At 68.4% G+C, this 24,935-nt stretch carries 24 protein-coding genes and 1 pseudogene; 18 read left to right on the top strand and 7 right to left on the bottom strand.

What is annotated here, in order from left to right:
* The first annotated feature begins 43 nt into the window (after nucleotides 1-43).
* Nucleotides 44-1,189, top strand: a complete 1,146-nt coding sequence (locus AC07NI_RS15530; protein ID WP_494620686.1) for an acyltransferase family protein — start codon at nucleotides 44-46, stop codon at nucleotides 1,187-1,189.
* On the opposite strand, the gene AC07NI_RS15525 is transcribed toward AC07NI_RS15530, so the two are convergent.
* Nucleotides 1,186-2,142: a bifunctional helix-turn-helix transcriptional regulator/GNAT family N-acetyltransferase gene (locus AC07NI_RS15525; RefSeq protein WP_494620685.1), complete on the bottom strand. Its 957-nt coding sequence runs from the start codon at nucleotides 2,140-2,142 to the stop codon at nucleotides 1,186-1,188. The two genes, AC07NI_RS15530 and AC07NI_RS15525, sit on opposite strands and share 4 nt — an antisense overlap.
* Nucleotides 2,143-2,206: 64 nt before the next feature.
* Entirely contained in the window at nucleotides 2,207-2,689 is a 483-nt protein-coding gene (locus tag AC07NI_RS15520; protein ID WP_494620684.1) for a hypothetical protein, read from the bottom strand.
* A gap of 143 nt (nucleotides 2,690-2,832) precedes the next feature.
* Between AC07NI_RS15520 and AC07NI_RS15515 the strand changes: the two genes are divergently transcribed.
* The 8 genes from AC07NI_RS15515 (at nucleotide 2,833) to AC07NI_RS15480 (ending at nucleotide 10,201) form a co-directional block, all read left to right on the top strand.
* On the top strand, nucleotides 2,833-3,204 hold the full coding sequence (locus AC07NI_RS15515; protein WP_494620683.1) for a BlaI/MecI/CopY family transcriptional regulator: 372 nt from the start codon (nucleotides 2,833-2,835) through the stop codon (nucleotides 3,202-3,204).
* On the top strand, nucleotides 3,204-4,871 hold the full coding sequence (locus AC07NI_RS15510) for a M56 family metallopeptidase (RefSeq protein WP_494620682.1): 1,668 nt from the start codon (nucleotides 3,204-3,206) through the stop codon (nucleotides 4,869-4,871). Before AC07NI_RS15515 ends, AC07NI_RS15510 begins: the two co-directional genes overlap by 1 nt.
* 24 nt (nucleotides 4,872-4,895) lie before the next feature.
* Complete coding sequence (locus AC07NI_RS15505; RefSeq protein ID WP_494620681.1) at nucleotides 4,896-6,239, top strand: M56 family metallopeptidase; 1,344 nt, start codon at nucleotides 4,896-4,898, stop codon at nucleotides 6,237-6,239.
* A 61-nt stretch (nucleotides 6,240-6,300) separates the two neighbouring features.
* Nucleotides 6,301-7,635 (top strand): pectate lyase, encoded by a 1,335-nt coding sequence (locus AC07NI_RS15500; RefSeq protein ID WP_494620680.1) that lies wholly within the window; start codon nucleotides 6,301-6,303, stop codon nucleotides 7,633-7,635.
* A 108-nt stretch (nucleotides 7,636-7,743) separates the two neighbouring features.
* A complete protein-coding gene (locus AC07NI_RS15495; RefSeq protein ID WP_494620679.1) occupies nucleotides 7,744-7,983 on the top strand; it encodes a DUF6289 family protein in 240 nt (79 codons plus the stop codon).
* Nucleotides 7,984-8,101: 118 nt separating this feature from the next.
* Nucleotides 8,102-9,220 carry a chorismate synthase gene (aroC, locus tag AC07NI_RS15490; protein ID WP_494620678.1) on the top strand — a complete coding sequence of 373 codons (1,119 nt, stop codon included), beginning with the start codon at nucleotides 8,102-8,104 and terminating at the stop codon, nucleotides 9,218-9,220.
* 177 nt (nucleotides 9,221-9,397) lie between these two features.
* Nucleotides 9,398-9,940 carry a response regulator gene (locus tag AC07NI_RS15485; protein ID WP_494620677.1) on the top strand — a complete coding sequence of 181 codons (543 nt, stop codon included), beginning with the start codon at nucleotides 9,398-9,400 and terminating at the stop codon, nucleotides 9,938-9,940.
* A gap of 48 nt (nucleotides 9,941-9,988) precedes the next feature.
* Nucleotides 9,989-10,201, top strand: coding sequence for a hypothetical protein (locus AC07NI_RS15480; RefSeq protein ID WP_494620676.1), 213 nt, complete (start codon nucleotides 9,989-9,991; stop codon nucleotides 10,199-10,201).
* Nucleotides 10,202-10,329: 128 nt separating this feature from the next.
* Here AC07NI_RS15480 and AC07NI_RS15475 read toward each other — a convergent pair whose 3' ends face one another.
* The 3 genes from AC07NI_RS15475 to queC form a co-directional block, all read right to left on the bottom strand.
* Complete coding sequence (locus AC07NI_RS15475; protein ID WP_494620673.1) at nucleotides 10,330-10,695, bottom strand: 6-carboxytetrahydropterin synthase; 366 nt, start codon at nucleotides 10,693-10,695, stop codon at nucleotides 10,330-10,332.
* A gap of 72 nt (nucleotides 10,696-10,767) precedes the next feature.
* On the bottom strand, nucleotides 10,768-11,400 hold the full coding sequence (gene queE / locus AC07NI_RS15470) for a 7-carboxy-7-deazaguanine synthase (protein WP_494620671.1): 633 nt from the start codon (nucleotides 11,398-11,400) through the stop codon (nucleotides 10,768-10,770).
* Entirely contained in the window at nucleotides 11,397-12,113 is a 717-nt protein-coding gene (gene queC, locus AC07NI_RS15465; RefSeq protein ID WP_494620669.1) for a 7-cyano-7-deazaguanine synthase QueC, read from the bottom strand. Before queC ends, queE begins: the two co-directional genes overlap by 4 nt.
* A gap of 468 nt (nucleotides 12,114-12,581) precedes the next feature.
* Here queC and AC07NI_RS15460 point away from each other — a divergent pair, with 468 nt between their 5' ends.
* From AC07NI_RS15460 to AC07NI_RS15435, 6 genes and pseudogenes are all read left to right on the top strand, one after another.
* Nucleotides 12,582-15,416 carry a TonB-dependent receptor gene (locus AC07NI_RS15460; RefSeq protein ID WP_494620667.1) on the top strand — a complete coding sequence of 945 codons (2,835 nt, stop codon included), beginning with the start codon at nucleotides 12,582-12,584 and terminating at the stop codon, nucleotides 15,414-15,416.
* A gap of 188 nt (nucleotides 15,417-15,604) precedes the next feature.
* A complete protein-coding gene (locus AC07NI_RS15455; RefSeq protein ID WP_494620665.1) occupies nucleotides 15,605-17,137 on the top strand; it encodes a response regulator in 1,533 nt (510 codons plus the stop codon).
* Nucleotides 17,138-17,260: 123 nt separating this feature from the next.
* A complete protein-coding gene (locus AC07NI_RS15450) occupies nucleotides 17,261-17,989 on the top strand; it encodes a helix-turn-helix transcriptional regulator (protein WP_494620663.1) in 729 nt (242 codons plus the stop codon).
* A 28-nt stretch (nucleotides 17,990-18,017) separates the two neighbouring features.
* Nucleotides 18,018-18,125 (top strand): annotated as a pseudogene (locus AC07NI_RS15445) (hypothetical protein); the annotation flags it as partial.
* A gap of 144 nt (nucleotides 18,126-18,269) precedes the next feature.
* Nucleotides 18,270-19,085 carry an acyl-homoserine-lactone synthase gene (locus tag AC07NI_RS15440; protein ID WP_494622232.1) on the top strand — a complete coding sequence of 272 codons (816 nt, stop codon included), beginning with the start codon at nucleotides 18,270-18,272 and terminating at the stop codon, nucleotides 19,083-19,085.
* Nucleotides 19,086-19,330: 245 nt separating this feature from the next.
* The gene (locus AC07NI_RS15435) at nucleotides 19,331-19,762 is read left to right on the top strand and encodes a helix-turn-helix domain-containing protein (RefSeq protein WP_494620661.1); all 432 of its coding nucleotides are present in this window, start codon (nucleotides 19,331-19,333) and stop codon (nucleotides 19,760-19,762) included.
* A gap of 103 nt (nucleotides 19,763-19,865) precedes the next feature.
* Here AC07NI_RS15435 and AC07NI_RS15430 read toward each other — a convergent pair whose 3' ends face one another.
* Nucleotides 19,866-20,219, bottom strand: coding sequence for a PilZ domain-containing protein (locus AC07NI_RS15430; protein ID WP_494620659.1), 354 nt, complete (start codon nucleotides 20,217-20,219; stop codon nucleotides 19,866-19,868).
* Between the two features lie 221 nt (nucleotides 20,220-20,440).
* On the opposite strand from AC07NI_RS15430, the gene AC07NI_RS15425 reads away from it, so the two are divergent.
* On the top strand, nucleotides 20,441-21,412 hold the full coding sequence (locus AC07NI_RS15425) for a glucokinase (RefSeq protein WP_494620657.1): 972 nt from the start codon (nucleotides 20,441-20,443) through the stop codon (nucleotides 21,410-21,412).
* Nucleotides 21,413-21,542: 130 nt separating this feature from the next.
* Here AC07NI_RS15425 and AC07NI_RS15420 read toward each other — a convergent pair whose 3' ends face one another.
* Nucleotides 21,543-22,763 carry a methionine gamma-lyase gene (locus AC07NI_RS15420; RefSeq protein WP_494620655.1) on the bottom strand — a complete coding sequence of 407 codons (1,221 nt, stop codon included), beginning with the start codon at nucleotides 22,761-22,763 and terminating at the stop codon, nucleotides 21,543-21,545.
* A 108-nt stretch (nucleotides 22,764-22,871) separates the two neighbouring features.
* Between AC07NI_RS15420 and AC07NI_RS15415 the strand changes: the two genes are divergently transcribed.
* Both AC07NI_RS15415 and AC07NI_RS15410 read left to right on the top strand, forming a co-directional pair.
* A complete protein-coding gene (locus AC07NI_RS15415) occupies nucleotides 22,872-23,330 on the top strand; it encodes an Lrp/AsnC family transcriptional regulator (RefSeq protein ID WP_494620653.1) in 459 nt (152 codons plus the stop codon).
* 87 nt (nucleotides 23,331-23,417) lie between these two features.
* Nucleotides 23,418-24,806 (top strand): sensor histidine kinase, encoded by a 1,389-nt coding sequence (locus tag AC07NI_RS15410; RefSeq protein WP_494620651.1) that lies wholly within the window; start codon nucleotides 23,418-23,420, stop codon nucleotides 24,804-24,806.
* Nucleotides 24,807-24,935: the final 129 nt, after the last annotated feature.

The raw sequence follows: 24,935 nt of genomic DNA, 5'->3' as shown, positions 1-24,935 counted from the left end.
CCCGCCCAATATTGAAAAGGGGCGGGGGAGGCCCTGATTGCGCATGACGAATTCCGCCGCCGCGACCTCGACCGACGCCACCGCTCCAGCGAAGAGCCACTACGTCATCCTCGACGGCCTGCGCGGGGTGGCCGCGCTGATGGTGGTGGTGTTCCACCTGTTCGAGGCCCACAACGGCGGCAGTCCGCACAAGCAGATCATCAACCACGGCTACCTGGCGGTGGACTTTTTCTTCCTGCTGTCGGGCTTCGTGGTCGCCTACGCCTATGACGACCGCTGGGGCGGGATGAGCGTCGGGGCGTTCTTCAAGCGGCGACTGGTGCGCCTGCAGCCGATGATCATCGTCGGCACGCTGATCGGCGCGGCCCTGCTCGCCTTCCAGCACTATTCGCTGTTCCCGAAGCTGGCCAACATCACGACCTTGCAGGTGCTGGTCATGGTGCTGCTGGGCTTCGTGATGATCCCCGTGACCCCGGCGGTCGAGCCGCGCGGCTGGGGCGAGATCTATCCGCTGAACGGGCCGCAATGGTCGCTGTTCTATGAGTACATCGCCAACATCCTCTACGCGATCGGCCTGCGGAAGCTGTCCAACCGCTGGCTGGGCGCGCTGGTGGCGGTGTCGGCGGCGGCGCTGATCTTCCTGCTGACGCGCGGCCCGCGCGGCGACGTCATCGGCGGCTGGGCGCTGGACCCCGCCGGCGTCCAGATCGGCCTGACGCGGGTGATGTTCCCGTTCTTCGCCGGCGTGCTGCTGATGCGGCTGGGCAAGCGGATCAAGGTCCCGAACGGCTTCGCCGTGTGCAGCCTGCTGCTGATCGTGGGCCTGTCGCTGCCGCGCTTCGGCGGCGAGGAGCGGCTGTGGATCAACGGCCTCTACGAAGCGGCCGTCATCATCCTGCTGTTCCCGCTGATCGTCGCCATCGGCGCGGGCGAGAAGGATGTCGACGGCCCCAGCGTGCGGATCGCCCGCTTCTTCGGCGACCTCTCCTACCCGCTCTACATCACCCATTATCCGCTGATCTACATCTACACCGGCTGGGTCGTGGACAAGAAGATCGGCCCCGCCCAGGGCGCGCTGGTCGGGGCCGGGGTGTTCGTGCTGGCGGTGACGATCGCCTGGGCCAGCCTCAAGCTCTACGACGAGCCGGCGCGGCGCTGGCTGGCGAAGCGGTTCCTCGCCAAAGCCTAGCCGCGCGGCTGATACGACATCGCCACGTCGCACCGTTCGTAGCGCGCGCCGAACATCGCCATGATCTCGGCGTCGTGCACGAAGCCCAGCTTCTCATAGAGGTGGATGGCCGCCGCGCACTTGCGGTTGGTCAGCAGATAGACCTTGTCCATGCCGAGGCTGGCAGCGCGTTCCAGGGTCTTGGCCAGCAGGTATTCGCCGGCCTTCAGGCCCCGGGCGCTGGCCAGGACGCCCATCTTGGTCAGCTCGACCCAGCCGTCCTTGGAGACCATCAGGGCGCAGGTGCCGACCACGCCCAGCTCGGCAGTCTCGGCGAACAACACCACCCCGCCCTTGTCGAGGATCAGCTCGCGCGGCTTTGACAGCAGGGCGATGTCGTTTTCCTCCAGGACGAACATGTCCTGAATCCACTCGGCGTTGATCCGGTAGAAGGCCTCCGCCAGGTCATCGGAGAAGTCGCGGGCCCACAGTTTCGGCGCGCCGGCCGCCTGGATTCGGGTCAGCAGCGAGGCCTCGTCCAGCCGCTGCTCGACCTTGGCCAGCCCCTGCATGAAGTCGCCGTCGAGCCCCTCGACCAGCTCGGCGGCCGCCGGTTCGATGCGCGGCAAGAGCTCGGTCTGCACCCGCACCATCAGCGCCTCGCCGGCCGGCGTCAGGGCCAGCGACTTGGAGCGCGCGTCGCCCGGCATCGGGCGCGCCTCGACGAATTCGCTCAGCCCTCCCAGGGCCCGGGTCACGGTCGGCTGGGCCAGTTGCAGGCGCTGGGCGAGCTCCCCCACGGCGATCGGGCCATGCAGGCGGATGGTCATCAGCAGCGACATCTGGGCCGGCTGCACCGGCAGGTTCAGGGACCGCGCCACCTCGGCCGCGTCGGCCTGCATCCGCTCGGCCAGGCGCTTGAGCCGGCTGCCCAGGAAGCCCACGCCAAACCCCGCCAGCAGATCGTTTTCCATCGCCGCCTCCATATTCATAGCGCGCTATATAGCTTGCTATGAGATTGGCGCGGAGGCAAGTGGCCTACATCCGGAAAGGCGGGATCACCGCGCAGCGGACCTGGCCGCCGCGCACCTCGACGGCGGCGGCGCGCCCGCCCGTCAGGTCGTAGAACTGGTCGCGGCCACCCAGCGACACGACCAGATAGTCGGGCGCGTTGAACTTGCAGACCGGATAGCGCTCCTTGCGCCCGCCGGTGCGGTCGATCAGGTGCGTGCAGGTCATGGCCCCGCCCGTGCGCCGGAACAGCGTGTCGTCATAGGGCGTGGCTTGCGGCAGCCTGCGCAGGCTGCGGAAGATCAGCGGCTCCAGCGGCGCGCAGGGCGGGCCCTCGACGCGCCAGAAGGCGTCCCGCTGGGCCTGCACCGCGCGGTCGTGGCGCGCCATGACCTCAAGGCCCACGCCGATCAGCACCGCGAAGCCGATGCCCACCGCCACCCAGCGCCAGCGGCTTGAGGCGCGGCCTTCGAGAGGGAGCTTGCTGATACGAACCTGGTCCGTCGCCATATCCGAACTCACGCATGTAAATCTGATGTACATGCGTAATTCACATCGCCATGGTTGTCACTAGAAGAACGTTGATCACCACGCTTGACGCGAGCTCGTGACATTTGTAGCGTACTCGCGACATCACCAAGGTACACGCCCCCATGACCGAGCCCTCCGACCTGGAACTGGAAGTGCTGAAGGCCTTCTGGCGCGGCGGCGCGATGAGCGCCCGCGAGGCCCAGGGCCTGATCGAGCCCGAGCTGGGCTGGAGCGCCTCGACCACCCGCACCGTGCTGGAGCGGATGGTGGCCAAGGGCCTGCTGGTCCGCCGCTCGGTGCACGGCCTGGCGGTCTATGAGGCCCGGACCGGCAAGGTCGACGTGATCGGCGGCGTGCTGAACCGCCTGCGTGGCCTGCTGGAAATCGACGGCCGCCTGCCGGCCTCGGCCTTCGCCGGAAGCCAGATCCTGTCCGAGACCGAGATCGAGGAACTGGAAGCCCTGCTCAACACCGCGAAGGGAGAGGGCAAGTGATGCATCCGCTGCTGACCTCCACCGCGCTGGGCCTGATCGCCGCCTGGCCCGTCGGCGCCCTGGGCCTGGGCCTGGGCCGCTTGGTCGAGCGCCTGACCGACGATCCGCGTCCGCGCGCCGCCGCCTGGAGCCTGGCCTACGCCCTGCCCGCCGGGGCCCTGGCCGCCACCATCGCCCTGACCTTCGCCCCCGCGCCGATCGAGAAGGCCGCGCCCACCGCCGCGATCGTTCCCGGCCCCGTCCGCATGGCCATAGTCGAGATGACCGCGCCGGCCGAGCAAGCGCCCGCCGCCGCCCCGGCCTGGGAGCCCTCGCCCGCCCTGACCAACGGCCTGGCCTGGAGCCTGGTCGGCCTGTCCGCCGCCGGCCTGCTGGCGCGCGGCTGGCGCTGGAACCGGGGCCGCCGTCGCCTGGCCCAGGTCCGCGCCGCCGCCGAGCCGTGCCACGACTACGCCCTGGTCGAGGCCGTCCGCCTGCGCGCCGCCCGCCTGCGGGTCGACGCCCCGCGCGTGAAGATCAGCGCCGCCGTCTCCGAGCCGCTCCTGGCCGGCGCCCGCCGTCCGGTGATCCTGCTGCCGAAGGCCTTGGCCGAGACCGCCGATACGCGCCGGCTGGAGCTGGTCTGTGGCCACGAGCTGGCCCACCTGCGTCGCGGCGACAACTGGCGCATCCCGGCCGAGGAAGCCCTGGCCGGCCTGTTCTGGCTGGTCCCGCCGGTCGCCGCCATGCGCGGCCGGATGCTGGCCGCCCGCGAGGCCGTCTGCGACCTGACCGCCCTGGACGGCGCCGCGCCGGAAGCCCGCCGTGACTATGCCCACGTGCTGGTCGAGGCCCTGCGGATGAACGCCCAACCCTCGTTCCAATCGGCCTTCACCGGTCGCGACCGCAACCTGGCCGCCCTGCGGCTGTCGGCGATCCTGCAGCCGCAAGGCCGGGCCTCGGCCCTGCGCGTCGGCATGGTGCTGGTCCTGGGCGGCGCTCTGACCGCCGCCACGGGCTTCGGCTCGCTGGCCCTGGCCGAGCAGGCCCGCCGCCTGGCCCCGCCGCCTTCGCCAGAGACCGTCGCGGTCGCCGAGGCGGTCTCCGCTGTCGCCGCCGAGGACGCCGCTCCCGCCGCTGAAGCCGCGCCGGCCGCCGAAGCCCGCGCCGCGACGCCCGCCGCCGAGGCCGAGCCCGCCATGGCCGCCGCCGAAGCCGCCCCGGCCCTCCCGGCTGCTCCAGCGATGGAAGCGATCGCGCCGGTGGCCGCGATGGCGCCGATGACCTCGCTGCGGGTGCGCGTCGGTCCCGATCCGCATCCCAATCCGGACCCGCACCCCAATCCCAACCCGCGCCCGAACCCGAGGCCCAATCCCCAGCCCAACCCGCGCGTGGCGCGCGACATCAACATCAATGTCGACGACCGTGACACGGCCAATATCGAGATCCGGGCCGATCGCCAGGAGCAGGCCTCGAACGCGACGGTCTATCTCGGCGACGTTACGGTGCGCGGCAAGCTGAACCCGGTGCTGGTCAATCTGAAGCTCAACGGCCGCGTGGCTCCAATGGACTTCACGCCGACCGACCTGGCCCGAGGCGCGATCGAGCGCCTGGAAGTGACCAGCCGCGACGTCTCCATCGATCGCAAGATGACGGTCAACGTCGTCCTCAAGACCACCGCCCCGTAGGCTCAAACGACGCGAAGTGATCCCATGAACCCGCTCTTCGCCTCCGCCGCCCTGGGCCTGGCCGCCGCCTGGCCGGCCAGCGGCCTGGGCTGGCTGCTCGGCAAGGCCGCCGACCGGCTGACCGGCGATCCCCTGCCCCGGGCCAAGGCCTGGAACCGCGCGGTCGTCCTGCCGCCGGCCATGCTGGCGCTGATGGTCGGCGTCTCGGCCCTGCCCGAAGCGGCCGCCGACCCGGTCTATCAGGCCGCCCTCGCCGCGCCGGCCGTGGCCACCGCCGGGGCCGCGATCAGCGAGGCCTCGGTGCGGGTCATGGCCAGCGCCGGCAGCGCCGAGATGGCCGCCGGCCTGTTGATCCTCAGCGCGCTGGGCGGCCTGACCGTCGCCGGCGTCCGCCAGGTGATGGGCCGGGCCAAGCTGAAACGCATCGTCGACAAGGCCCGCCCGGTCTCGCAGGAGCTGGCCCTGGCCGTCCGCGCCGCCGCCCGTCGCATGGACACCGGCCGCCCCGAGGTGAAGGTCAGCGACGAGATCGACCAGCCGCTGCTGGCCGGCCTGACGACGCCGGTCATCCTGCTGCCCGCCGACCTGGTCGCGCGACTGGACGTTGCCCGCCTCGTGCCGATCTGCGCCCACGAGCTGGCGCATCTGAAGCGCGGCGACAACTGGCGGCTCTTGTTCGAGCACCTGCTGGGCGGCCTCTTCTGGATGGCCCCGCCGTTCGCCGCCGTCCGCACCCGCGCCGCCGCCGTGCGCGAGGAGCTGGCCGACGCCATGGCGCTGGAGAACGCCGCCGTCGAGGTCCGCCGGACCTATGCCGAGACCCTGATCGACGTGCTGCGCACCCGCGCCGCCCCCACCCTGCACCCCGCCTTCACCGGCAAGGGGCGGAGACCCACGCTCATGCGCCTCAAAGCCATCACCGACCCGCGCGATCCCGCCACCTTCGTCCGCAAGGCGCTGCTGGGCCTGATCGGCCTGCTGGCCGTGACGGTCGTGGCCACGGGCTCGATCGCCCTGGCGCATCAGGACGGCGGCGGCCACACCGGCAGCCGCAGCCTGATCACCGACGAGCGCGGCCTGTATGTCGACATCCACTCCGACTATGTCCGCGTGACCAATGCCGAGCTGATCGACGGCAAGCTGAAGCCGGAGGACGGCCAGGGCTGGGTCTATCACGGCAATGTCCGGGTGCTGGGCAAGCTGAACTCGCCGCGCACCCAGGTGCTGCTGGACGGCAAGGCCCCGCCCAAGGACTTCGATCCGACCATCCTGTCCAAGGGCTCGATCCAGGAGCTGCAGGTCACCCACTACCAGCGCGACAACGCGCCCAGCGTGGTGCTGAACGTCATCACCAAGTCGGGCTCCTGACGCCCAGCAGCGATAATGACACCGGTGGACAGAGATCGCGTCCACCGGCATTTTCGCGGCCATGCTCAGCCGTTTCCTAGCCCTCGCCCTGACCCTCGCCGCCGGCTCCGCCCACGCGGCGGAGATGCTGGCCTTTCCCGGCGCTGAAGGCGCGGGCCGGTTCGCGGCCGGCGGCCGGGGCGGCGCGGTGCTGCGGGTCACCAATCTCGAGGATTCCGGTCCAGGCTCCCTGCGCGCGGCGGTCGAGGCCAAGGGCCCGCGCACGGTCGTGTTCGACGTCGCCGGCACCATCCAGCTCAAGACTCCGCTGAAGATCAGCAACGGCCAGATCACCCTCGCCGGCCAGACCGCGCCGGGCGGCGGGATCACCCTGCGCGACCAGACCCTGATCGTCAGCGCCGACGACGTGGTGATCCGCTTCATTCGCTCGCGCCTGGGCGCGGAGAGCAAGGTCGAGGGCGACGCGATCTGGATCAGCGGCGGCCGGCGGATCATCCTCGACCACGTCTCGGCCAGTTGGTCGGTGGACGAGACCCTGTCGGCCTCGGCCCGCTACGACAAGCCGGGGCAAGGCTTCTATGACCTCACCGTCCAGTGGTCGATCATCGCCGAGAGCCTGGCCCACTCGATCCACGTCAAGGGCGACCACGGCTATGGCAGCCTGATCCGGGGCGGCGACGGATCGAGGATCAGCTTCCACCACAATCTGTGGGCCAACCACATGGCGCGGATGCCCAGGCCCGGGAACTACGAGGGGCCGGACAAGGACCCGGTCGGGGCGTTCTTCGATTTCCGCTCGAACGTCTTCTACAATTGGGGCCACGACCGGGCGGGCTACAACGCGGACGCCGCGACGCTGTCGGCCTACAACTTCGTCGACAACGCCTATGTGCCCGGCCCGAACTCCGAGAAGCGCTTCGCCTTCAAGGAAAGCGATGCGCTGGCCAAGGCGTATTTCGCCGGCAACAGCATGGACGGGGTGGTCCCGACCGATCCGTGGAGCCTGGTGGCGTTCAGCATTCCCGAGCCGGCCGGCTATCGCCTGGCCGCGCCGGTCGATGTGGCCCCGGTGACGCCCGAGCCCGCTGACAAGGCCTATGCCCGCGTGCTGGCCGACGCCGGCGCCTCGGTGTGGCGCGATCCCGTCGATCAGCGGATTCTGGACGGCGTGAAGACCCGCACCGGCAAGGTGATCAACACCCAGGAAGACGTCGGCGGCTGGCCCGTGCTGCCGACAGGCAAGCCCGCCAAGGATACCGACGGCGACGGCATGCCCGACGCCTGGGAGACGGCGCACGGGTTCGATCCGAAGACGGCCGACGGGGCCGTCATCGGCAAGGACGGCTGGACGAATCTTGAGCTCTACCTGTCGGACGCCGCCAAGCGGCGAAGCTGAAGATCGCCTTTTGCGAGAATTATGAATTTTACCCCGTGACGGCGAGCTTGGGTCGATACAGTCTCAAGTTGTGCGAGAGATCCGCTCTCGCCGCATGTGGAGACTGTGATGATCCGCAAACTTGCCACGACGATCGCTCTGGGCGGCTCGATCGCGCTGAGCTTCCTTCCGACCCTGTCCATGGCGGCGCCGCCGGTGGCCTGGCAACGCACCTACTTTGCCGAACCCGAGCACAGCACCCCGGTCGGCGGCATGTACCGCCCGTGCCCGGCCCCGGGCGCGATGGTCACCACCTGGGGCGTGACCAGCGCCTACTACACCGAGGAAATCTTCCCCTGCGACGAATAGGTTCCGGACCGAACGCGGGAACCTCCCCTGCGGGGGAGGTTCTTCGCGCCGAGGCCGCGCCGGCGCAATAACCGGCCTCGTTTTGCGGCCCGGCCGTGTTTCCGCTAGAAGCCGGCCCATGTCGCACAACACCTTCGGTCACCTGTTCCGCGTCACCACCTGGGGCGAGAGCCACGGCCCGGCGCTCGGCTGCGTCGTCGACGGCGTGCCGCCCGGCATCGCCATCACCGCCGAGGCCATCCAGGCGTTCCTGGACAAGCGCCGCCCCGGCAACGGCAAGTTCGTCACCCAGCGCCAGGAGCCGGACGCGGTCCGCATCCTGTCGGGCGTGTTCGAGGACGAGCGCACCGACGGCCTGCGCACCACCGGCACCCCGATCAGCCTGATGATCGAGAACACCGACCAGCGGTCCAAGGACTATGGCGAGATCGCCCAGGCCTTCCGCCCGGGCCATGCCGACTATCCCTATTTCGCCAAGTACGGCGTGCGCGACTATCGCGGCGGCGGGCGCAGCTCGGCGCGCGAGACCGCCGCGCGCGTGGCGGCCGGCGCGGTGGCGCGGCTGGTGATCCCCGGCGTGTCGATCCGCGCCGCCCTGGTGCAGATCGGCCCGCACGCCATCAACCGCGACAACTGGGACTGGGCCCAGACCGAGCAGAACCCCTACTGGTCGCCCGACGCCGCCATCATCCCGGTCTGGGAAGAGCACCTGGAGACCATCCGCAAGGCCGGCTCCTCGACTGGCGCCGTGGTGGAAGTGGAAGCCATCGGCGTCCCGGCCGGCTGGGGCGCGCCGCTCTACGGCAAGCTGGACGCCGAGCTGGCCACCGCCCTGATGTCGATCAACGCCGCCAAGGGCGTCGAAATCGGCGAAGGCTTCGCCAGCGCCGCCCTGACCGGCGAGGACAATGCCGACGCTATGCGCCTGGGCGAGAACGGTGAGCCCGTGTTCCTGTCCAACCACGCCGGCGGCGTGCTGGGCGGCATCTCGACCGGCCAGCCGGTAGTGGCGCGCGTCGCCTTCAAGCCGACCTCGTCGATCCTGATCCCCCGCCAGACCCTCAACGAGGCCGGCGAGGAGGTCGACCTGCGCACCAAGGGCCGCCACGATCCGTGCGTCGGCATCCGCGGCGTGCCGGTGGTCGAGGCCATGACCGCCTGCGTGCTGGCCGACGCCTTCCTGCGCCATCGCGGCCAGACCGGCGGACACGTGTTCGCGCCTGGCGCGAGTCGTTGACAGCGTAGTCAAGCCTCAGAACCCCCCATTTCCGGGCTCTGAGCACTGATTAAGCTCAGCTTTCGGGTTGACGTGCACACGTTTGCAGGCGTAAGCCTCGTTCAGCGTATCCCTTGGCGCGCGAAGAGCACACGCTGAAGTTGCGATACGTGACGCGATGGCGAGGGGGCCCGGCGCGTGCGGTTTGATCTCCTGAAGATCCTGCTGGTCGACGACAACCAGCACATGCGGATGCTGCTGATCGAGATCCTGCGGGCGATCGGCGTGCGTCACGTGTTCGAGGCCATGGACGGCGCCGAGGCGCTGGCGACCTTACGCTCCACCGCCATCGACGTGGTGTTCACCGACCTGTCGATGAACGGCCTGGACGGCATCGACTTCGTTCAGCTGGTCCGCAACTCGGCCGACAGCCCCAATCCGTACGTGCCGATCGTGATGATCACCGGCCACTCGACCGAGCGCCGGGTCAACGAGGCGCGCAACGCCGGGGTCAACGAGTTCCTGGTCAAGCCGGTGACCGCGCGCGGCGTCATCCATCGCCTGACCCTGCTGATCGAGAACCCTCGCCCGTTCGTCCGCGCCGGCGACTATTTCGGCCCCGACCGCCGCCGCCGCGACGACCCGCGCTACCAGGGCGAACGGCGGCGCGAGGACGACAAGCCGGCGCTCTATGTCGACGACCCGGACGCCGGGCGCGGCCATCCGACGCGGAGAATTTAAACCATTCGCCGGCTAGAACGTGGTGAACAGCGTTTTGTGAGCTTCACCATGACCATCCGCCGCCTCGCTCCTGTCGCAGCCATCCTGACGATGGTCGCCCTCTCGCAGACCGGCTGCCTCGCGGCGGCCGCCGTCGGCACCGTGGCCGGCACGGCGATCGGCGTCACCGGCGCGGTCGTCGGCGGGGCCGGCAAGGTCGTGGTCGCCACCGGCAAGGCGGTGATCCCGGGGGATGGGAAGAAGGATCGGGAGCGGGACTGATAGCTGCTCCCCCGTGATACGGGGGAGCTGTCGCGAAGCGACTGAGGGGGCCTTCACGGCCTAGGCCCAGCTAGCCCCCTCCGGCCCTCTGGGCCACCTCCCCCGCATCGCGAGGGAGGATCTAAAAACTACAGCACCAGCGCGCAGCGCTCACCGATCGTCGGGCGCGACAGCTCCACGCGCGACAGCCCCGGGAAGCGCACCTTCAGGCGCTCGGCGAAATAGAGGCACAGCCGCTCCAGGGTCGGGACTTCCAGCCCCGGCTTGTCGTTCAGCAGGCCGTGATCCAGCTCCGCCGCCACCGCCTTCAAAGCGACATCGAGCGACTCCAGGTCGGCGACCCAGCCGGCGTCCTGCATCTCGCCCTTCACGCTGGCTTCCACCTTGAACGAGTGGCCGTGCAGCTTGCGATAGCGATGGTCCTCGGGACCTTGCTCGATGTAGTGGGCGGCGTCGAAGAACGCAGCCTTCGTGATCTCGAAGACGGGCTTCATAGGGACTTCTTTGACTAAGGCCTGGGAGGCTCTAGCGCGTCGACCCTGTCACCAAGTCGAGCGCCTTATCCGTCAGGGCAGGCCGAGATATTTGTGCGTTTGGACGCTTAAACGCCATTGTGGGTGCGAAAGGCAATAGGCGACGGCCAATTGCGTGTTCCTGTCGCGGTCCGGCCCGTCCATCGGCTGCAGGTAGAACCGCTCGAAATCCAGGTCCGCGAAGCGCTCCGGCATGGCCTTGTCCTGCGGGAAAACGAGCTTCAGCTCCTGGCCCGAGGTCTGCACGACGGCTGCGTCGGCCTTGGGGCTGATGCAGATCCAGTCGATGCCGGCCGGGGCCTCCAGCGTGCCGTTGCTCTCGCAGGCGATCTGGAAGCCGCGCGCGTGCAAGGCCGCGATGGCGGCCTCGTCCAGTTGCAGGAACGGCTCGCCGCCGGTGCAGACCACCAGGCGGTCGTCAGGACCGCCGGTCCACTGGGCCTCGACCGCCGCCGCCAGGTCGTCGGCCGTGGCGAACTTGCCGCCGTTCTCGCCGTCCGTGCCGACGAAGTCGGTGTCGCAGAAGGTGCAGACGGCCTTGGCGCGGTCCTGCTCACGACCGGTCCACAGGTTGCAGCCCGAGAAGCGGCAGAACACCGCCGCCTTGCCGGCCTGGCCGCCCTCACCCTGCAGGGTCAGGAAGATCTCTTTGACCGAGTACGTCACTGCGCCAGCGCCTCGCGGCCGGCCGCGTCCCACTCGACATAGCCCTTCTCGCGCAGCTCGCATGCCGGGCAGGTCCCGCAGCCATGGCCCCAGGCGTGCAGCTCGCCGCGTTCGCCCTGGTAGCAGGTGTGGCTTTCCTCGACGATCAGCTTGACCAGGTCCTCGCCGCCCAGCGCCTTGGCCAAGCCCCAGGTCTGGGCCTTGGTCAGCCACATCAGCGGGGTCTCGACCCGGAAGTTGCGGTCCATGCCGAGGTTCAGCGCAAGCTGCTGGGCGTCCAGAGTGTCGCGGCGGCAGTCGGGATAGCCCGAGAAGTCGGTCTCGCACATGCCGCCGACCAGGGCGTCGATGCCCCGGCGATCCGCCAGGGCGGCGGCGTAGATCAGGAACACCAGGTTGCGGCCCGGCACGAAGGTCGAGGGCAGGCCGCGCTCGGTCATCTCGATGGCGCGGTCGGCGGTCAGGGCCGACTGGGCCACCTGGCCGAAGCTCTTGATGTCCAGCACGTGGTCCTCGCCCAGGCGGCCGGCCCATTGCGGGAAGCGGGCGGCGACTTCGCGACGGACGTCCTGGCGGGCCTCCATCTCGATGGAGTGGCGCTGGCCATAGTCGAAGCCGACCGTCTCGACGCGCTCATAGCGCTCGAGGGCCCAGGCCAGGCAGACGCTGCTGTCCTGGCCGCCGGAGAATAGAACAAGCGCGGCTTCGCTCATGCGAGCCTCTCAGAGGGAAAGAAGGGGAACATGGCCCCTCCTCTACACGAGGCAAGGCCGGGCCGGAACAGCGTGGCGGGAAACAGCCCGACTCGCGCGATACTCCGACAACGAACCAAGGCGAAGTCTTTCGCCCGCGAACCATGACCATATCTCGCTATTGCGAGACCATTTCGCGATCATGGCCACGAAGTTCCGTTACGGAAGCGCCAAACCCGACCTTCTAATTCGACGTAAGCTTACCCGCGTCAGGAGAACACCACCTCTCGGAAAGTGAAAAGGCGTAACCTATCGCTGTTCACTTACGCCCAGGCCAGTTGACAGCTTTCAAACGCAAGTATGCAATCCGCGAATGCTGCGATGGGTTCGCCGTACGCCCGCGTGGTGAGAACAGTACGGCGCCGAGGAAACATCGACCCTCGCAGGCTCCATCCATAAGGCGCCGCCTGGGTTCAGGGAGGGAATTCAATGTCGCAAACTCTGCGTATGCGGAGCCTATTGGTCATGGGCGCTTCGGCGGTCGCGATCTCCGGCTTCGCCGTCCCCGCGTTCGCTCAGCAGGCCGCCAAGCCGGCGCAACAGAACACCACCGTCATCGAAGAGCTGGTCGTCACCGCTCAGAAGAAGGAAGAAGCGCTGCAGGACGTGCCGATCGCGGTGTCGGCCTTCAGCCAGGACTCTCTTGAAGCCCAGAAGATCGACGGCGGCCCGAACCTGCAGCAGGCGATCCCGAACGTCACCTTCGCCAAGAGCAACTTCACCAACAGCTTCAACTTCCAGATCCGCGGCATCGGGGCCAAGGCCGTCGGCGCCTCCGCTGACCAGGGCGTCGGCGTCCACCTGAACAACGCCCCCATGCAGTCGGGCAACCTGTTCGAGGCCGAGTTCTACGACGTGGAGCGCGTCGAAGTGCTGCGCGGCCCGCAGGGCACCCTCTACGGCCGTAACGCCACCGGCGGCGTGGTCAACGTGATCACCGCCAAGCCGACCGACCAGTTCGAGGCCAATCTCCGCGCCGAATACGGCAACTACAATTCGGTCAAGCTGCGCGGCATGCTCAACGTGCCGATCTTCGGCGACAAGCTGGCCATCCGCCTGTCGGGCACCTCGCTGAAGCGCGACGGCTTCGTCACCAACACCTTCAACGGCCACGTCGTCGACGACCGGGACCTCTATTCGACCCGCGTCCAGGTGATGTTCAATCCGACCGAGAAGCTGCGCACCAACTTCCTGTGGGAACGCTTCCACGAGAACGACAACCGCGCGCGCACCGGCAAGCAACTCTGCACCAAGGATCCGGGCCCGACCTCGATCGGCGGCGTGCCCACCGGCGCGGCGCAGCGCTACCTGACCCAGGGCTGTCTGCCCGGCTCGCTGTACGCGCCCGCCGCCTACGGCACGGTCAACACCTCCGGCACCCTGACGGGCCTGCTGGGCAACATCTTCGGCTTCACCTCGGGTGACGCCAACGCCGGCGACACCACCTCGACCAACCTGCGCGAGATCGAGACGGCGCTGGATCCGCTCTACCAGTCGGGTTCGAACGTCTATCAGTTCACCGCGAACTACGACCTGACCGACCAACTGACGGTCACCTCGATGACCGCCTACAGCAAGGGCAGCGTCTATACGAAGCAGGACTACAACCGGAACGTCTCGCCGATCGCGTTCAACAGCACGCCCTTCACTCCGGGCGGCTTCTTCAACGATCCGCAGGTCGGCAACACCAACAAGTTCACGACCATCGACGTCTCGTCGGGCCGGTCGGAACAGTTCAGCCAGGAACTGCGCCTGCAGTCGGCCTTCGACGGCCCGCTGAACTTCACGGTCGGCGCCATCCACTTCACCTACCGGACGCTGACCGACTACTACGTGATCGGCAACTCGCTGACCCTGTCGTCACTGGCGCTGAACGCGTCGAAGGGCCTGTCGCCGACCTGCAACCCGGCGACCACCGCCAACTGCATCGGCATCGATACCCAGCCGACGCCGACCGGCGACGGCCACAACTACTATGACAACCGCACGCCCTATAACCTGGTGTCGGACGCGGTCATGGGCGAGGTCTACTACCAGATCAACGAGGACCTGAAGTTCACCGTCGGCCTGCGCCAGACCCGCGACAAGAAGGCGGTCAAGAACTACTCGACCGTGCTGCTGGCCCCCGGCTACGGCCTGACCCTGAACCCGACCAACCCGGACCAGCGCGCCCGCTTCAACGAGACCACCGGCCGCGTCGGCGTCGACTACAAGGCCCATCTGGGCTTCACCGACGACACCCTGCTCTATGCCTTCTATTCCAAGGGCTACAAGGGCGGCGGCATCAATCCGGGCGTCCCGGCCGGCGCGATCGGCATCAGCCAGACCTTCGGTCCCGAGTTCGTCAACGCCATCGAGATCGGCACCAAGAACACGATGCTGGGCGGCAGCCTGCTCTTCAACGCGACGGGCTTCTCGTACGACTACAAGGGCTACCAGATCAGCAAGATCGTGAACCGCACCTCGGTGAACGAGAACGTCGACGCCAAGGTCTACGGCTTCGAACTGGAAAGCATCTGGTCGCCTGTCCACGACCTGAAGCTGAACGCCAACATCGGCTACCTGCACACCAAGATCGGCAATGGCGTCACCTCGATCGACACCATGAACCGGACTCAGTCCAACCCGGCCTACACGGTCGTGAAGGTGGGTCCGCAGGCCTCGTCGGTCGGCGCCAACTGCGTGCTGAACACCACCGGCGTCGCCACCATCCTGGCGGCCGGCGCCGGGGCCACCCTGCCCTGGGCCTGCACCGGGGCGGCGGCCTACCAGGCGTTCCTGTCGACCCCGGCCGCGGCCGGCGGCGCGGGCCTGCCCGCGCCCACCGCGGCGTTCCTGGCCAACAGCACGGGCCTGTTCACCTACGGCGCGGGCTACTCGATCGAAGGCACGGCGGCGAACCTGTCGGGCAACGAGCTGCCCAACTCGCCGCACTGGACCACCTCGGTCGGCGCCCAGTACCGCTTCGACCTGTCGGGCGGCTGGTCGGCGACCCTGCGCGGCGACTACTACCGCCAGAGCGGCCAGTTCGCCCGGGTCTACAACACCGAGTACGACCGCCTGAAGTCCTGGGACAACGGCAACATCACCCTGAAGGTCGAAAAGCCGGAGTGGGGCGTGTCGATCGACGCCTACGTCAAGAACATCGGCAACAAGACGCCGATCGTCGACGCCTACACCACCGACGACAGCTCGGGTCTGTTCACCAACGTGATCACCGCCGAGCCGCGCCTCTACGGCGTGTCGATTTCCAAGTCCTGGTAAGTCCAGTTAGGCAAGGAAATATCGAGGGCGGCGGGCCATCCGCCGCCCTCTTTTTCGTCGAGAGTCGGCGGCCCGACGGAAAGATGAGCGATTTCCCGCCATTACCGCGCTGTGAGCGCTCCCAACTTAACGACTCCGCAAGGCGAGCCGGGGCAAGTTGACGTTCCAAAGTCCCAGCGAAGCGCCGCATGGAAACGCTGAACCGTCTCATCGACCTGAGCGAACCGATCGCGCCCGGCACGTCTTGCGCCGAGGTCGCCGCGATGTTCGACGCCGCCCCGGCCACGCCTGGGATCGCGGTCGTCGACGACAGTCGCGCGCCGATCGGCATGGTCTATCGCGATGTGCTGCAAGGCATGATGCGCGTGGCCGGCCCGCAGCTGGCCGACAAGCCGATCTCCGAGGTGATGGACGCCGCGCCCCGCACGGTGCCCGCCGACACCGACGCCAACGCCTTCGTCGTCAATCTCGCCGACAGCACGACCCCGGTCTATCGCACGGCCTATGTCGCCGTGGACGCCGCCGGCCGCTATGTCGGCGTCGGCGGCCTCTCGTCGCTGCTCAACTCCCACCGCCGCCGCCAGCGCGAGGCCAGCGAGGCCATGGCGATGGTCGAGCGCATGGCCGTCGACATCGGCGCGCACCTGGACGGCGTCCTGGCCATCACCGAACGCCTCGAGCAGCAGCGCCTGACGCCCGACGCCTCGGCCTTCGTCCGCGCCATCGGCGACACCAGCCGCGACATGGGCGCGACGGTGAACCGGGCCATCGACCTGCACCGCTCGACGCGCGGCCAACTGCCCTTCACCCCCGCCCCGACGCGCCTGCGCGACCTGGCCGACGCGGTCGAGGCCCGCTGGGCCGGCCGCGCCCAGGAGGGCGGCTCCACCCTGCTGGTCTCGTACGACGGCGATCCCGAGTGCGGGGTCGAGGTCGACGGCGAGCGCCTGCTGCAGGTGTTCGACATCCTGATCGAGAACGCCCTGGCCGCCGGCCGCGGCATGATCGAGACCCGCCTGACGGCCCGCGCCGAGGGCGATCAGATCCACCTGGAAGGCCAGGTCCGCGACAACGCCGAGGGCCACGCCGACGAGCGCCTGGCCCGGGTCAACGATCCGCTGGGCCCGTCCAGCCTGCAGGACCGCAACGAGATGGCCCTGGGCGTGGGCATGGCCCTGGCTCACCGCATCATGCGCGCCATGGGCGGCCCGCTGCACGCCGACGCCAATCGCGGCTGCGGCCTGACCGTCGGCTTCGGCCTGACCGTCGCGCCCGCCTCGGCCGAGGCCGAGGTCCATGAGGAACCCGCCGTCGCCACCCGCGCGGCCCATATCCTGATCGTCGACGACAACGCCACCAACCGCATGGTCGCCGAAGCGCTTTGCGACATGTTCGAGTGCACCTCGGAACAGGCCGTCGACGGCGTCGAGGCCGTCGAGATGGCCAGGGGCGGCCGCTTCGACCTGATCCTGATGGACATCAAGATGCCGCGCATGGACGGCATCGCCGCCACCCGCGCCATCCGCGAGATGGGCGGCCGCGTCGGCTGCGTGCCGATCGTGGCCCTGACCGCCAACGCCGACCCGGCCGACGTCCAGTCCTATGTCGCCGCCGGCATGCAGGACGTGGTCGAAAAGCCGATCAAGCCCGAGCGCCTGGCCACCGTGCTCAGCGCCCTGCTGGGCGACGACGAGGACGAAGGCGAGGAAGCGGCCGCCTGAGGCCCCTTCCCCACCCGCGACAATTCGACACTGCGCACAGGCGCCACCCTGGATAGCACGCGCTTGTCGCCGACGCGCATCCCAGCCTAGCCTGAACTCTCGCGTGAGTACGGAGCAGCGTGCGTGCTGAATACGGCGGAAAAACAGGCCTGGGCGTTTCTCAGCCAAGCGCCGCATCTGGGCTCGGCCCACGAGGTGGAGACTCACTTCGCCCAGGCGATCGGGGCCTTCGGTTACGACCGGTTCTGCGCCACCCTGGTCAATGCCGAGCACTACGGCAAGGAGCCGCCGACGCTGAGCCGTCGCGACTTCGACGCCTGGGACCAGCGCTACTGGAGCGAACGCTACGTCGTCCACGATCCGTGCGTGAAGCTGCTCCTCAAGTCGCCCCGCTCTTTCGCCTGGTCGGACGCCAAGCCGCTGGGCGACGGCCGCGCCCAGTCCATGTGGGGCGAGGCCTCCGAGCAGGGCATGAACGACGGCTATGTCGTGCGCGTCTTCGGCCCCGCCGGCCAGGAAGTGCTGATCCGCATGTCGACCGAGGCTCCCGACACCGACCCGACCTCGCGCGCCGTCGTCGACAGCCTGGCCACGGTGTTCGGCACGATCATGCTCAAGCACTGGGAAATGCAGGACGACAATCCCGATTACGGGATCATCTCCGAGCGCCAGGCCCAGTGCCTGTACTGGGCCAGCCGCGGCAAGACCGACTGGGAGATCGGCGCGATCCTGGAACTCTCCCCCCGCACGGTCCACCACCACATCGAGGCCGCCAAGAAGCGCCTGGGCGTGGTGAAGCGCCAGGAAGCCGTGCTGAAGGCCGGTGAGCTGGGGTTGTTGAAGAAGGTCTGACTCCCTCTCCCATAGGGAGAGGGTTGGGGTGAGGGGTTACACCGTCAGCCGGAGCGCCGGCACGCCGTCAGCCCTCGTAACCCCTCACCCTCCCATCGCTACGCGACGGGCCCCTCCCTCTCCCTATGGGAGAGGGTTTTCCTTACGTCACCCAGACCCCCGCCCCCCGCGCAAGCACCCTCCGCGCGCAAGGGCTAGGCCGTTTGGCCTATCGTCCGTTCGCCAGATCATGCCCCCTAATGCAGGCCGTTCCTTTTCCGCCAGCTTTGGGGGCCGGCCTATGATCCACATCATCACATCCGAGAACCGTCATCTGTATGGCCCGCAGCTCTGGGCCATGCACGAGGAGCGCCGGCGCCAATGCGTCGAGAAGAACGGCTGGGTCGACCTGGTCGTGCTGGATGGCGGCGAGATCGACGACTACGACGATCACCGCGCCATCTACCTGCTGGGCTTCAACGACGCCCTGCAGCTGGAGGTCGGCCTGCGTCTGCGGCCCACCGACGACCGCTGCATGCTGGCCGACAAGTTCGCTCACCTGATCGCGCCCGGCGAAACGCCCAAGAAGGGCGCCGACGTCTGGGAGGCCAGCCGCCTGTTCACCACCGAGGCCTATCGCAAGCGCAAGGGTCCGGGCCGGGGCGAGCGGGTGTTCGAGTGCTGGGCCGCCGCCTTCGAGCTGGCCCTGCGCCACGACGTCACCCGCTTCGTGGGCATGATCGACATGCAGCTCTATCCGGGGATTCTCAATTCGCCGATCGACACCCGCCTGGTCGGCATTCCGCGTCCCTACGAGTACGGCGTGGTGGCCGGGTCCGAGATCGCGGTCTCGCAGGACCTGCTGGACCGGGTGCTGGAGGCGATCGGTCGCGAGTCGCCGATCGGCTACGAAATCGACTCCATGGACATGATGGCGTTCGGCGACCTCATCGCCGTGCAGCGCCAGGTGACCCGCGCCATGACGCCGCAGCTGACCGCCGGCGTCGAGCGCGACGAGACCCTGGCGGCCGAAACCCTGTTCCGCCTGCATGACAACTCTGGCGAGGCGCGACGCATCTGGACCGGTCGCGGCGGTCCGTCGTCCCTTAACGCATAAGGGTTTGCGGCGTGCGGTCCGTTCCTTTAGGGAGCGGATCGCACACTGACTTTGGTTTACTCGCGTTGGACGTCAGCGGTTCACCCTTCGGTTGGCGGCGAATCGCCTATTCGGCGACTAGTCTCCTCGGATCGGGGAGGCCAGCTAAACCATCGCGACGTAACGCCGCGCATTGGACGCCCCAGCTTCCACCGACGTCACGGTCGTGTCATTTTCCACGAACAACCGTTGGAGGCGCAATACAGATGAGCGAAGAAACCGAAGGCCGACGCCCCAACCCAGTCGATCTGCACGTGGGCGGTCGCGTCCGCATGCGTCGCAAGTTGCTTGGTGTCAGCCAAGAACAACTGGCCGACAGCCTGGGGCTGACCTTCCAACAAGTGCAGAAATACGAGCGGGGCGCCAATCGCGTCAGCGCGAGTAAGCTTTATGAGATTGCGAAGACCTTGCAGGTCCCGGTGTCGTTCTTCTTCGACGGCCTGGCTGACCCGATGAGCGGCGCGGAAGTGGACGACGCCGCCCAGCACGCCGAGAAGGTGGTCCAGGAATTCCTGACCACGCCGGAAGGTCTGGAACTGGCCGAGGTGTTCCCGCGCATCGGCCGTGGCCGCGTCCGTCGCCAGGTCCTGGACCTGGTGCGCGCGATGGCCGACGAAGCTGCCCGCGAGAACGCTTAGGACTTGAGACCAGGCGCGCTCCGCTCAAGCGCGCCGACCTCGAACGAAAAATGAGAAGACCTCGGCCGGCGGGCCGAGGTCTTTTTCATGTCTGGAGCCGGCTTCAGCCGGTGGAGGCGCTGGACTGCGCGGCCAGCCAGATCCGCTTGGCCGTGCCGGCGGCGGCGGGCGCCAGACCCCTGAGATCGTAGGTGCGGACGATGCGCATGCCGACCTCGCGGTCGCGCTGCCAGGCCACGGTGACGTCGTGGGCCAGGCCCGCCACCAGATCGACCAGCTGCACCTTTCCGGGGGGCGCGGCGCTGGACAGCATCTGGATGCGCGCGCCGCTGCTGGACAGGTCACGGATGACGCAATCCCACGCGAAGGCGCCGCACAGGATCTTGCCGGACCTCTGAGTCTGAATACGGACGGCTGTCCGTCGATCTTGATCGCCGCCTGACGCGTACTTCGCCATGGGGGGATAAACGCACGGCGCGGTTAATCGCCCGTCTAAATTTAGGATTTTTGTAGTGAAGGTTAACGGGGGCCAAGCCCGAAGCGGGTTTGACTTTCGGTAGTGACAACCTTGTCATAACGACGTTCTTCAGTGATATCTTCCGTTTACTGGTCCATGTTACCGGTACAACAGAATTCATCAGAAGCCGGACAGAAGAGCCGGCCGCACGAGGAAACGACATGGCTAAGGGATCGGTCTTGCTGGCCGACGTGAACGGGCGCGACCTGGCTTTGGCGGTCGTGCGTCCTGGCGATCCGCCGCGTGCGCACCAGGAGCTGGCCTGCGGGTCCTTGCGCGAACTGGAGCAGCATCTGGCCGCCGCCTTGGCCGAGGACGGCCAAGGGGAGCTGGTTGGGGCGGCGGTGTGCGGGGCGGGTCCCGAGATCGACGGCGCCATCGCCCTCACGGCCGGCGACTTCACCGTGACCCTGTCCTGGCTGCGGGCGGTGCTGAAGACCCCGCGCGTGGCCCTGCTCAACGACTTCGCGGCTTGTGCGCTCGGCGCGCCGCGCCTGTCGCCCTCGGCCATGACCCTGATCCGCGACGGCAAGCCGGCCAAGAACGCCCAGATCGCCGTGATCGGCCCCAATCTGGGCCTCGGCATCGCCGCCCTCACGCCGCACCGTCTCGACGGCTGGACGCCGGTGGTCAGCGAGGGCGGCCACGCCGACTTCACGCCCGCCGAGCCGCGCGAGGTCGCGGTGTTCGAGGCTCTTCAAGCCAAGTACGGCCGCGTCTCGGCCGAGCATTTCCTGTCGCAGCCGGGCCTCGTCGACATCCACTCCGCCCTGGGTGGCAGCGGCAGCGACGATTTGATCCTGTCTCGCGTCCGCGACGGCGACACGAAGGCCCGTGAAGCCGTGTCGATCTTCAGCGCCCTGCTGGGCGCTTTCGCCGGCGACGCGGCCCTGATGTTCGCCGCCCGCGGCGGGGTCTACATCAACAGCCCGCTGATGGAGCGCATCGACGGCCTGCTGGACACCGAGGCGTTCGCGCGGCGGTTCCAGGACAAGGGCCGGATGAGCGGGTATCTGCAGGACATCCCGGTGTACCTTACGCGCGGGCGGTGCACGCTGCTCGGGCTGTCGGGGCTCTTCTCGGCGAGCGACATGAAATACACGGCGGACGAGGTGAAGTTCCTGGACTGCTGAGGAGGATAGATGCTCCCCCGCGATGCGGGGGAGCTGTCGCGGAGCGACTGAGGGGGCTAATGCGGCATGCATCCAGCTTGCCCCCTCCGGCCCTCCGGGCCACCTCCCCCGCATCGCGGGGGAGGATCTTTTAGGCCAGCGCCGCCACCTTCTCCGCCGCCAGCGCCCCCTCCAGATCCCCCAGGATATCCGCCACGTCCTCCAGCCCCACCGACAGCCGCACCAGCCCTTCGCCGATCCCGGCCGCCGCCCGCTCCTCCAGCGAATACGGCGAGTGCGTCATGCTCGCCGGGTGCTGGATCAGCGTCTCGGCATCCCCCAGCGACACCGCCCGGCGGATCAGCGTCAGGCGGTTCATCATCGACACGCCCGCCGCATGGCCGCCCTTCAGTTCCAAGGCGATCATGCCGCCACCGCCGGCCATCTGGCGCTCGGCCAGGGCCCGCTGCGGGAAGCTCGGCAAGCCCGGATAGGACACCCACGCCACGGCCGGGTGCGCCTCCAGCCAGCGCGCCACGGCATCGGCGCTCTGGCCGTGCCGCGCCATGCGCAGCGGCAGGGTCTTCAGGCCTCGCATGACCAGGAAGGCGGTGAACGGCGACATCACCGCGCCGGTCATGTCCTTGACCCCGACCAGCCGCACGCGCGCCATGTCCTCGACGCCGCCGACCGCGATGCCGCCGACCAGGTCGCCATGGCCGCCCAGATACTTGGTCGCCGAATGGACGACGATGTCGGCCCCCAGGCTCAGCGGCCGGGTCAGGACTGGCGTGGCGTAGGTGTTGTCGACCACCACCTTGGCCCCGCCCCCCTTTCCTCTGGGAGCGTGGGCGATCGCGCTGATCGCCGCGATGTCGACCAGGCGCATGTTCGGATTGGCCGGGGTCTCGAAATAGACGATCCGGGTCTTGGCGGAGATCGCTTCCGCGAGCGCGGCGGGATCGGTCATGTCGACCGTCTTTACGCTCACCCCGAACCGGGTCAGGCCGTCGCGCAGGAAGACATAGGTGCAGCCGTAGAGCGTCTGGTCGGTGATCACCTCATCGCCGGCCCGCAGGAAGCTCCACAGGGTGGCGGTGATCGCGCCCATGCCGGAAGCCGTGGCGACGGCGGCCTCGCCGCCCTCCAGGCTGGCCAGGCGGCGCTCCAGCAGGTCCGTCGTCGGGTTGGAGACCCGCGAATAGAAGTGCCCTTCCCGCGTGCCGGCGAACATCTCGCCGCCGGCCTCGGCGCTCTCGAAGGCGAAGGTCGAGGTCAGGTGCACCGGCGGCGTCAGCGCCCCGTGCTCGTCGGCGGGATCGTAGCCCGCATGGATGGCCCGCGTGGAGAAACCGCCCTGGTCGTTACGCATGTCTCACTCCCTGTTGGGGGTGAGAGTGGCGCGGAGTTCAGTGGCATGGATTGCGAAGTCTGCCACGATGAGCTCTTGTTTTGGCAGATTCTGCTCAAGAGGCCGCACGTGGACACCAAGGACCGCCAGATCATCCGCGAGCTGCAGAAGGACGGCCGCCTGACCAACCAAGACCTGGCCGAGCGGGTGAACCTGTCGCCCTCCCCCTGCCTGCGCCGCGTGCGCAACCTGGAGGCCGCCGGGGTGATCACCGGCTACACCGCCCTGGTCGACCAAAAGGCCTATGGTCTTCCGATCACCGTCTTCGTCCGCGTGCGCCTGAACAGTCCCAGCCAGGACCTGATCACCGGCTTCGAGGCCCAGGTGCAGCGGATCGACCAGATCCAGGACTGCTTCCTGCTGGCCGGCAGCGACGACTATCTGCTGCGGGTGATCGTCGACAGCCTGGAAGCCTACGAGGACTTCATGCGGCGCAAGCTGCACGCCATCCCCGGCATCGCCTCGATCGACACCAGCTTCGCCTATGGCGTGGTCAAGCAGACGCGAGTTTTTCCGGTCGCCGGCTAGGTGCGACAGGGGTGCGGCAATTCGTCCAACAGCCTGTCACGGGAATTTCAGCCCGTCAGCCGACCGCGACCGCTACCATAAGGAACGATGATCAACGAAGCGCCGCCATTGTCCGGGTCGCCCAGCGTCACCACGGCGCTGAAGCATGCCCCGTTGGGCATCGCGATCTTCGACAGCGAGATGCGCTACCTGGCCGCCTCGCGGCAGTACCTGACCGACCAGCACCTGCCGCCGGACATGCCGTTGATCGGCCGCAAGCACTACGAGGTCTTCCCCGAGATCCCCGACAAGTGGCGCATCCTGCACGCCCGGGTCATCGCCGAGGGCGTCGAGATGCGTCACGAGGGCGACCCCTATATCGACCGCGACGGCCGCACCGAGTGGATCCGCTGGTCGATGGCCCCCTGGCGCCAGGATAGCGGCGAGGTCGGCGGCCTTGTCCTCTACACCGAGGTGGTCACCGCCAATATCGAGGCGCGGCTGAAGCTGGAGGCCGCCGAGGCCCGCTATCGCGCCGTGTTCGACCAGGCCGCCATGGGCGTGGCCCGCCTGACCCCCATCGGCGAGATCCTGGAAGCCAATGACAGCTTCTGCGCCCTGCTGCAGCGCGACCGCGACGCCCTGCTCGGCGTGTCGCTGCAGAGCCTGGTGCATCCGGATTTCCTGGACCAGACCCTGCTGTCCAGCGAGGCCCTGCTGACCGGCGAGATCGAGACCTGCTCGGCCGAGCGGCGGTTCATGGTCGGCAATGGCGACCTGTGGATCCACCTGACCGCCTCGATGGTCCGCGTCGAGGATGCGCCGGCCTACATCCTGGCGATCATCAGCGACATCAGCGCCCGCAAGGAGGCAGAGGACGCCCAGGCTCGCCACCAGAGCCAGCTGCGCCTGCTGATCAACGAGCTGAACCACCGGGTGAAGAACACCCTGGCCACCGTCCAGTCGATGGCCGCCCAGACCCTGCGCAACGAGCCCGACCCGGTGGTGGCGTTCGAGAAGTTCGAGGCGCGCCTGCTGGGCCTGTCGGGCGTACACGACATCCTGACCCGCGAGAGCTGGCACGGCGCGGAGCTGCAGGAAGTGGTCGAGCGGGCCTTGCGCCCCTTCGACCAGGCCGGCGCGCGCTTCACCATCGACGGCCCGGCCGTGCGCCTGCAACCGGGCGGGGCCCTGACCATGGCGCTGATCCTGCACGAGATGGCCACCAACGCCCTGAAATATGGGGCGCTGTCGAACGCCGAGGGCCGCGTGGCGCTATCCTGGACCTACAAGCCGGTCGACCGCGCCCTGGAGGTCGCCTGGACCGAGACCGGTGGCCCGCCGGTGACCGCACCCACGCGCCGGGGCTTCGGCTCGCGCCTGATCGAGCGCAGCCTGGGCGGCGAACTGAAGGGCGCGGCGGCCATGGACTACCGGCCCGAGGGCCTCAGCTGCATCCTGCGCGCCCGCCTGCCCGAAGAAACCGCACGCGCCTAGTCAAGCTTATGGCGGGTGTTCGCCCACGGCGACGTCGTTGTTCTTGAGAAGTCTCTCGCGGATCCCACACGCTAGACTCTTCGCCGGTCGGGATGTCGTGATCCCGGCCGGCTCTCTCTCCCCCTCTCG

It is taken from the genome of Caulobacter sp. GW821-FHT10E02 (genome assembly GCF_059415225.1).
The sequence above is the reverse complement of the archived record's forward strand: the minus strand, read 5'-3'. Positions and strand labels throughout refer to the sequence as shown.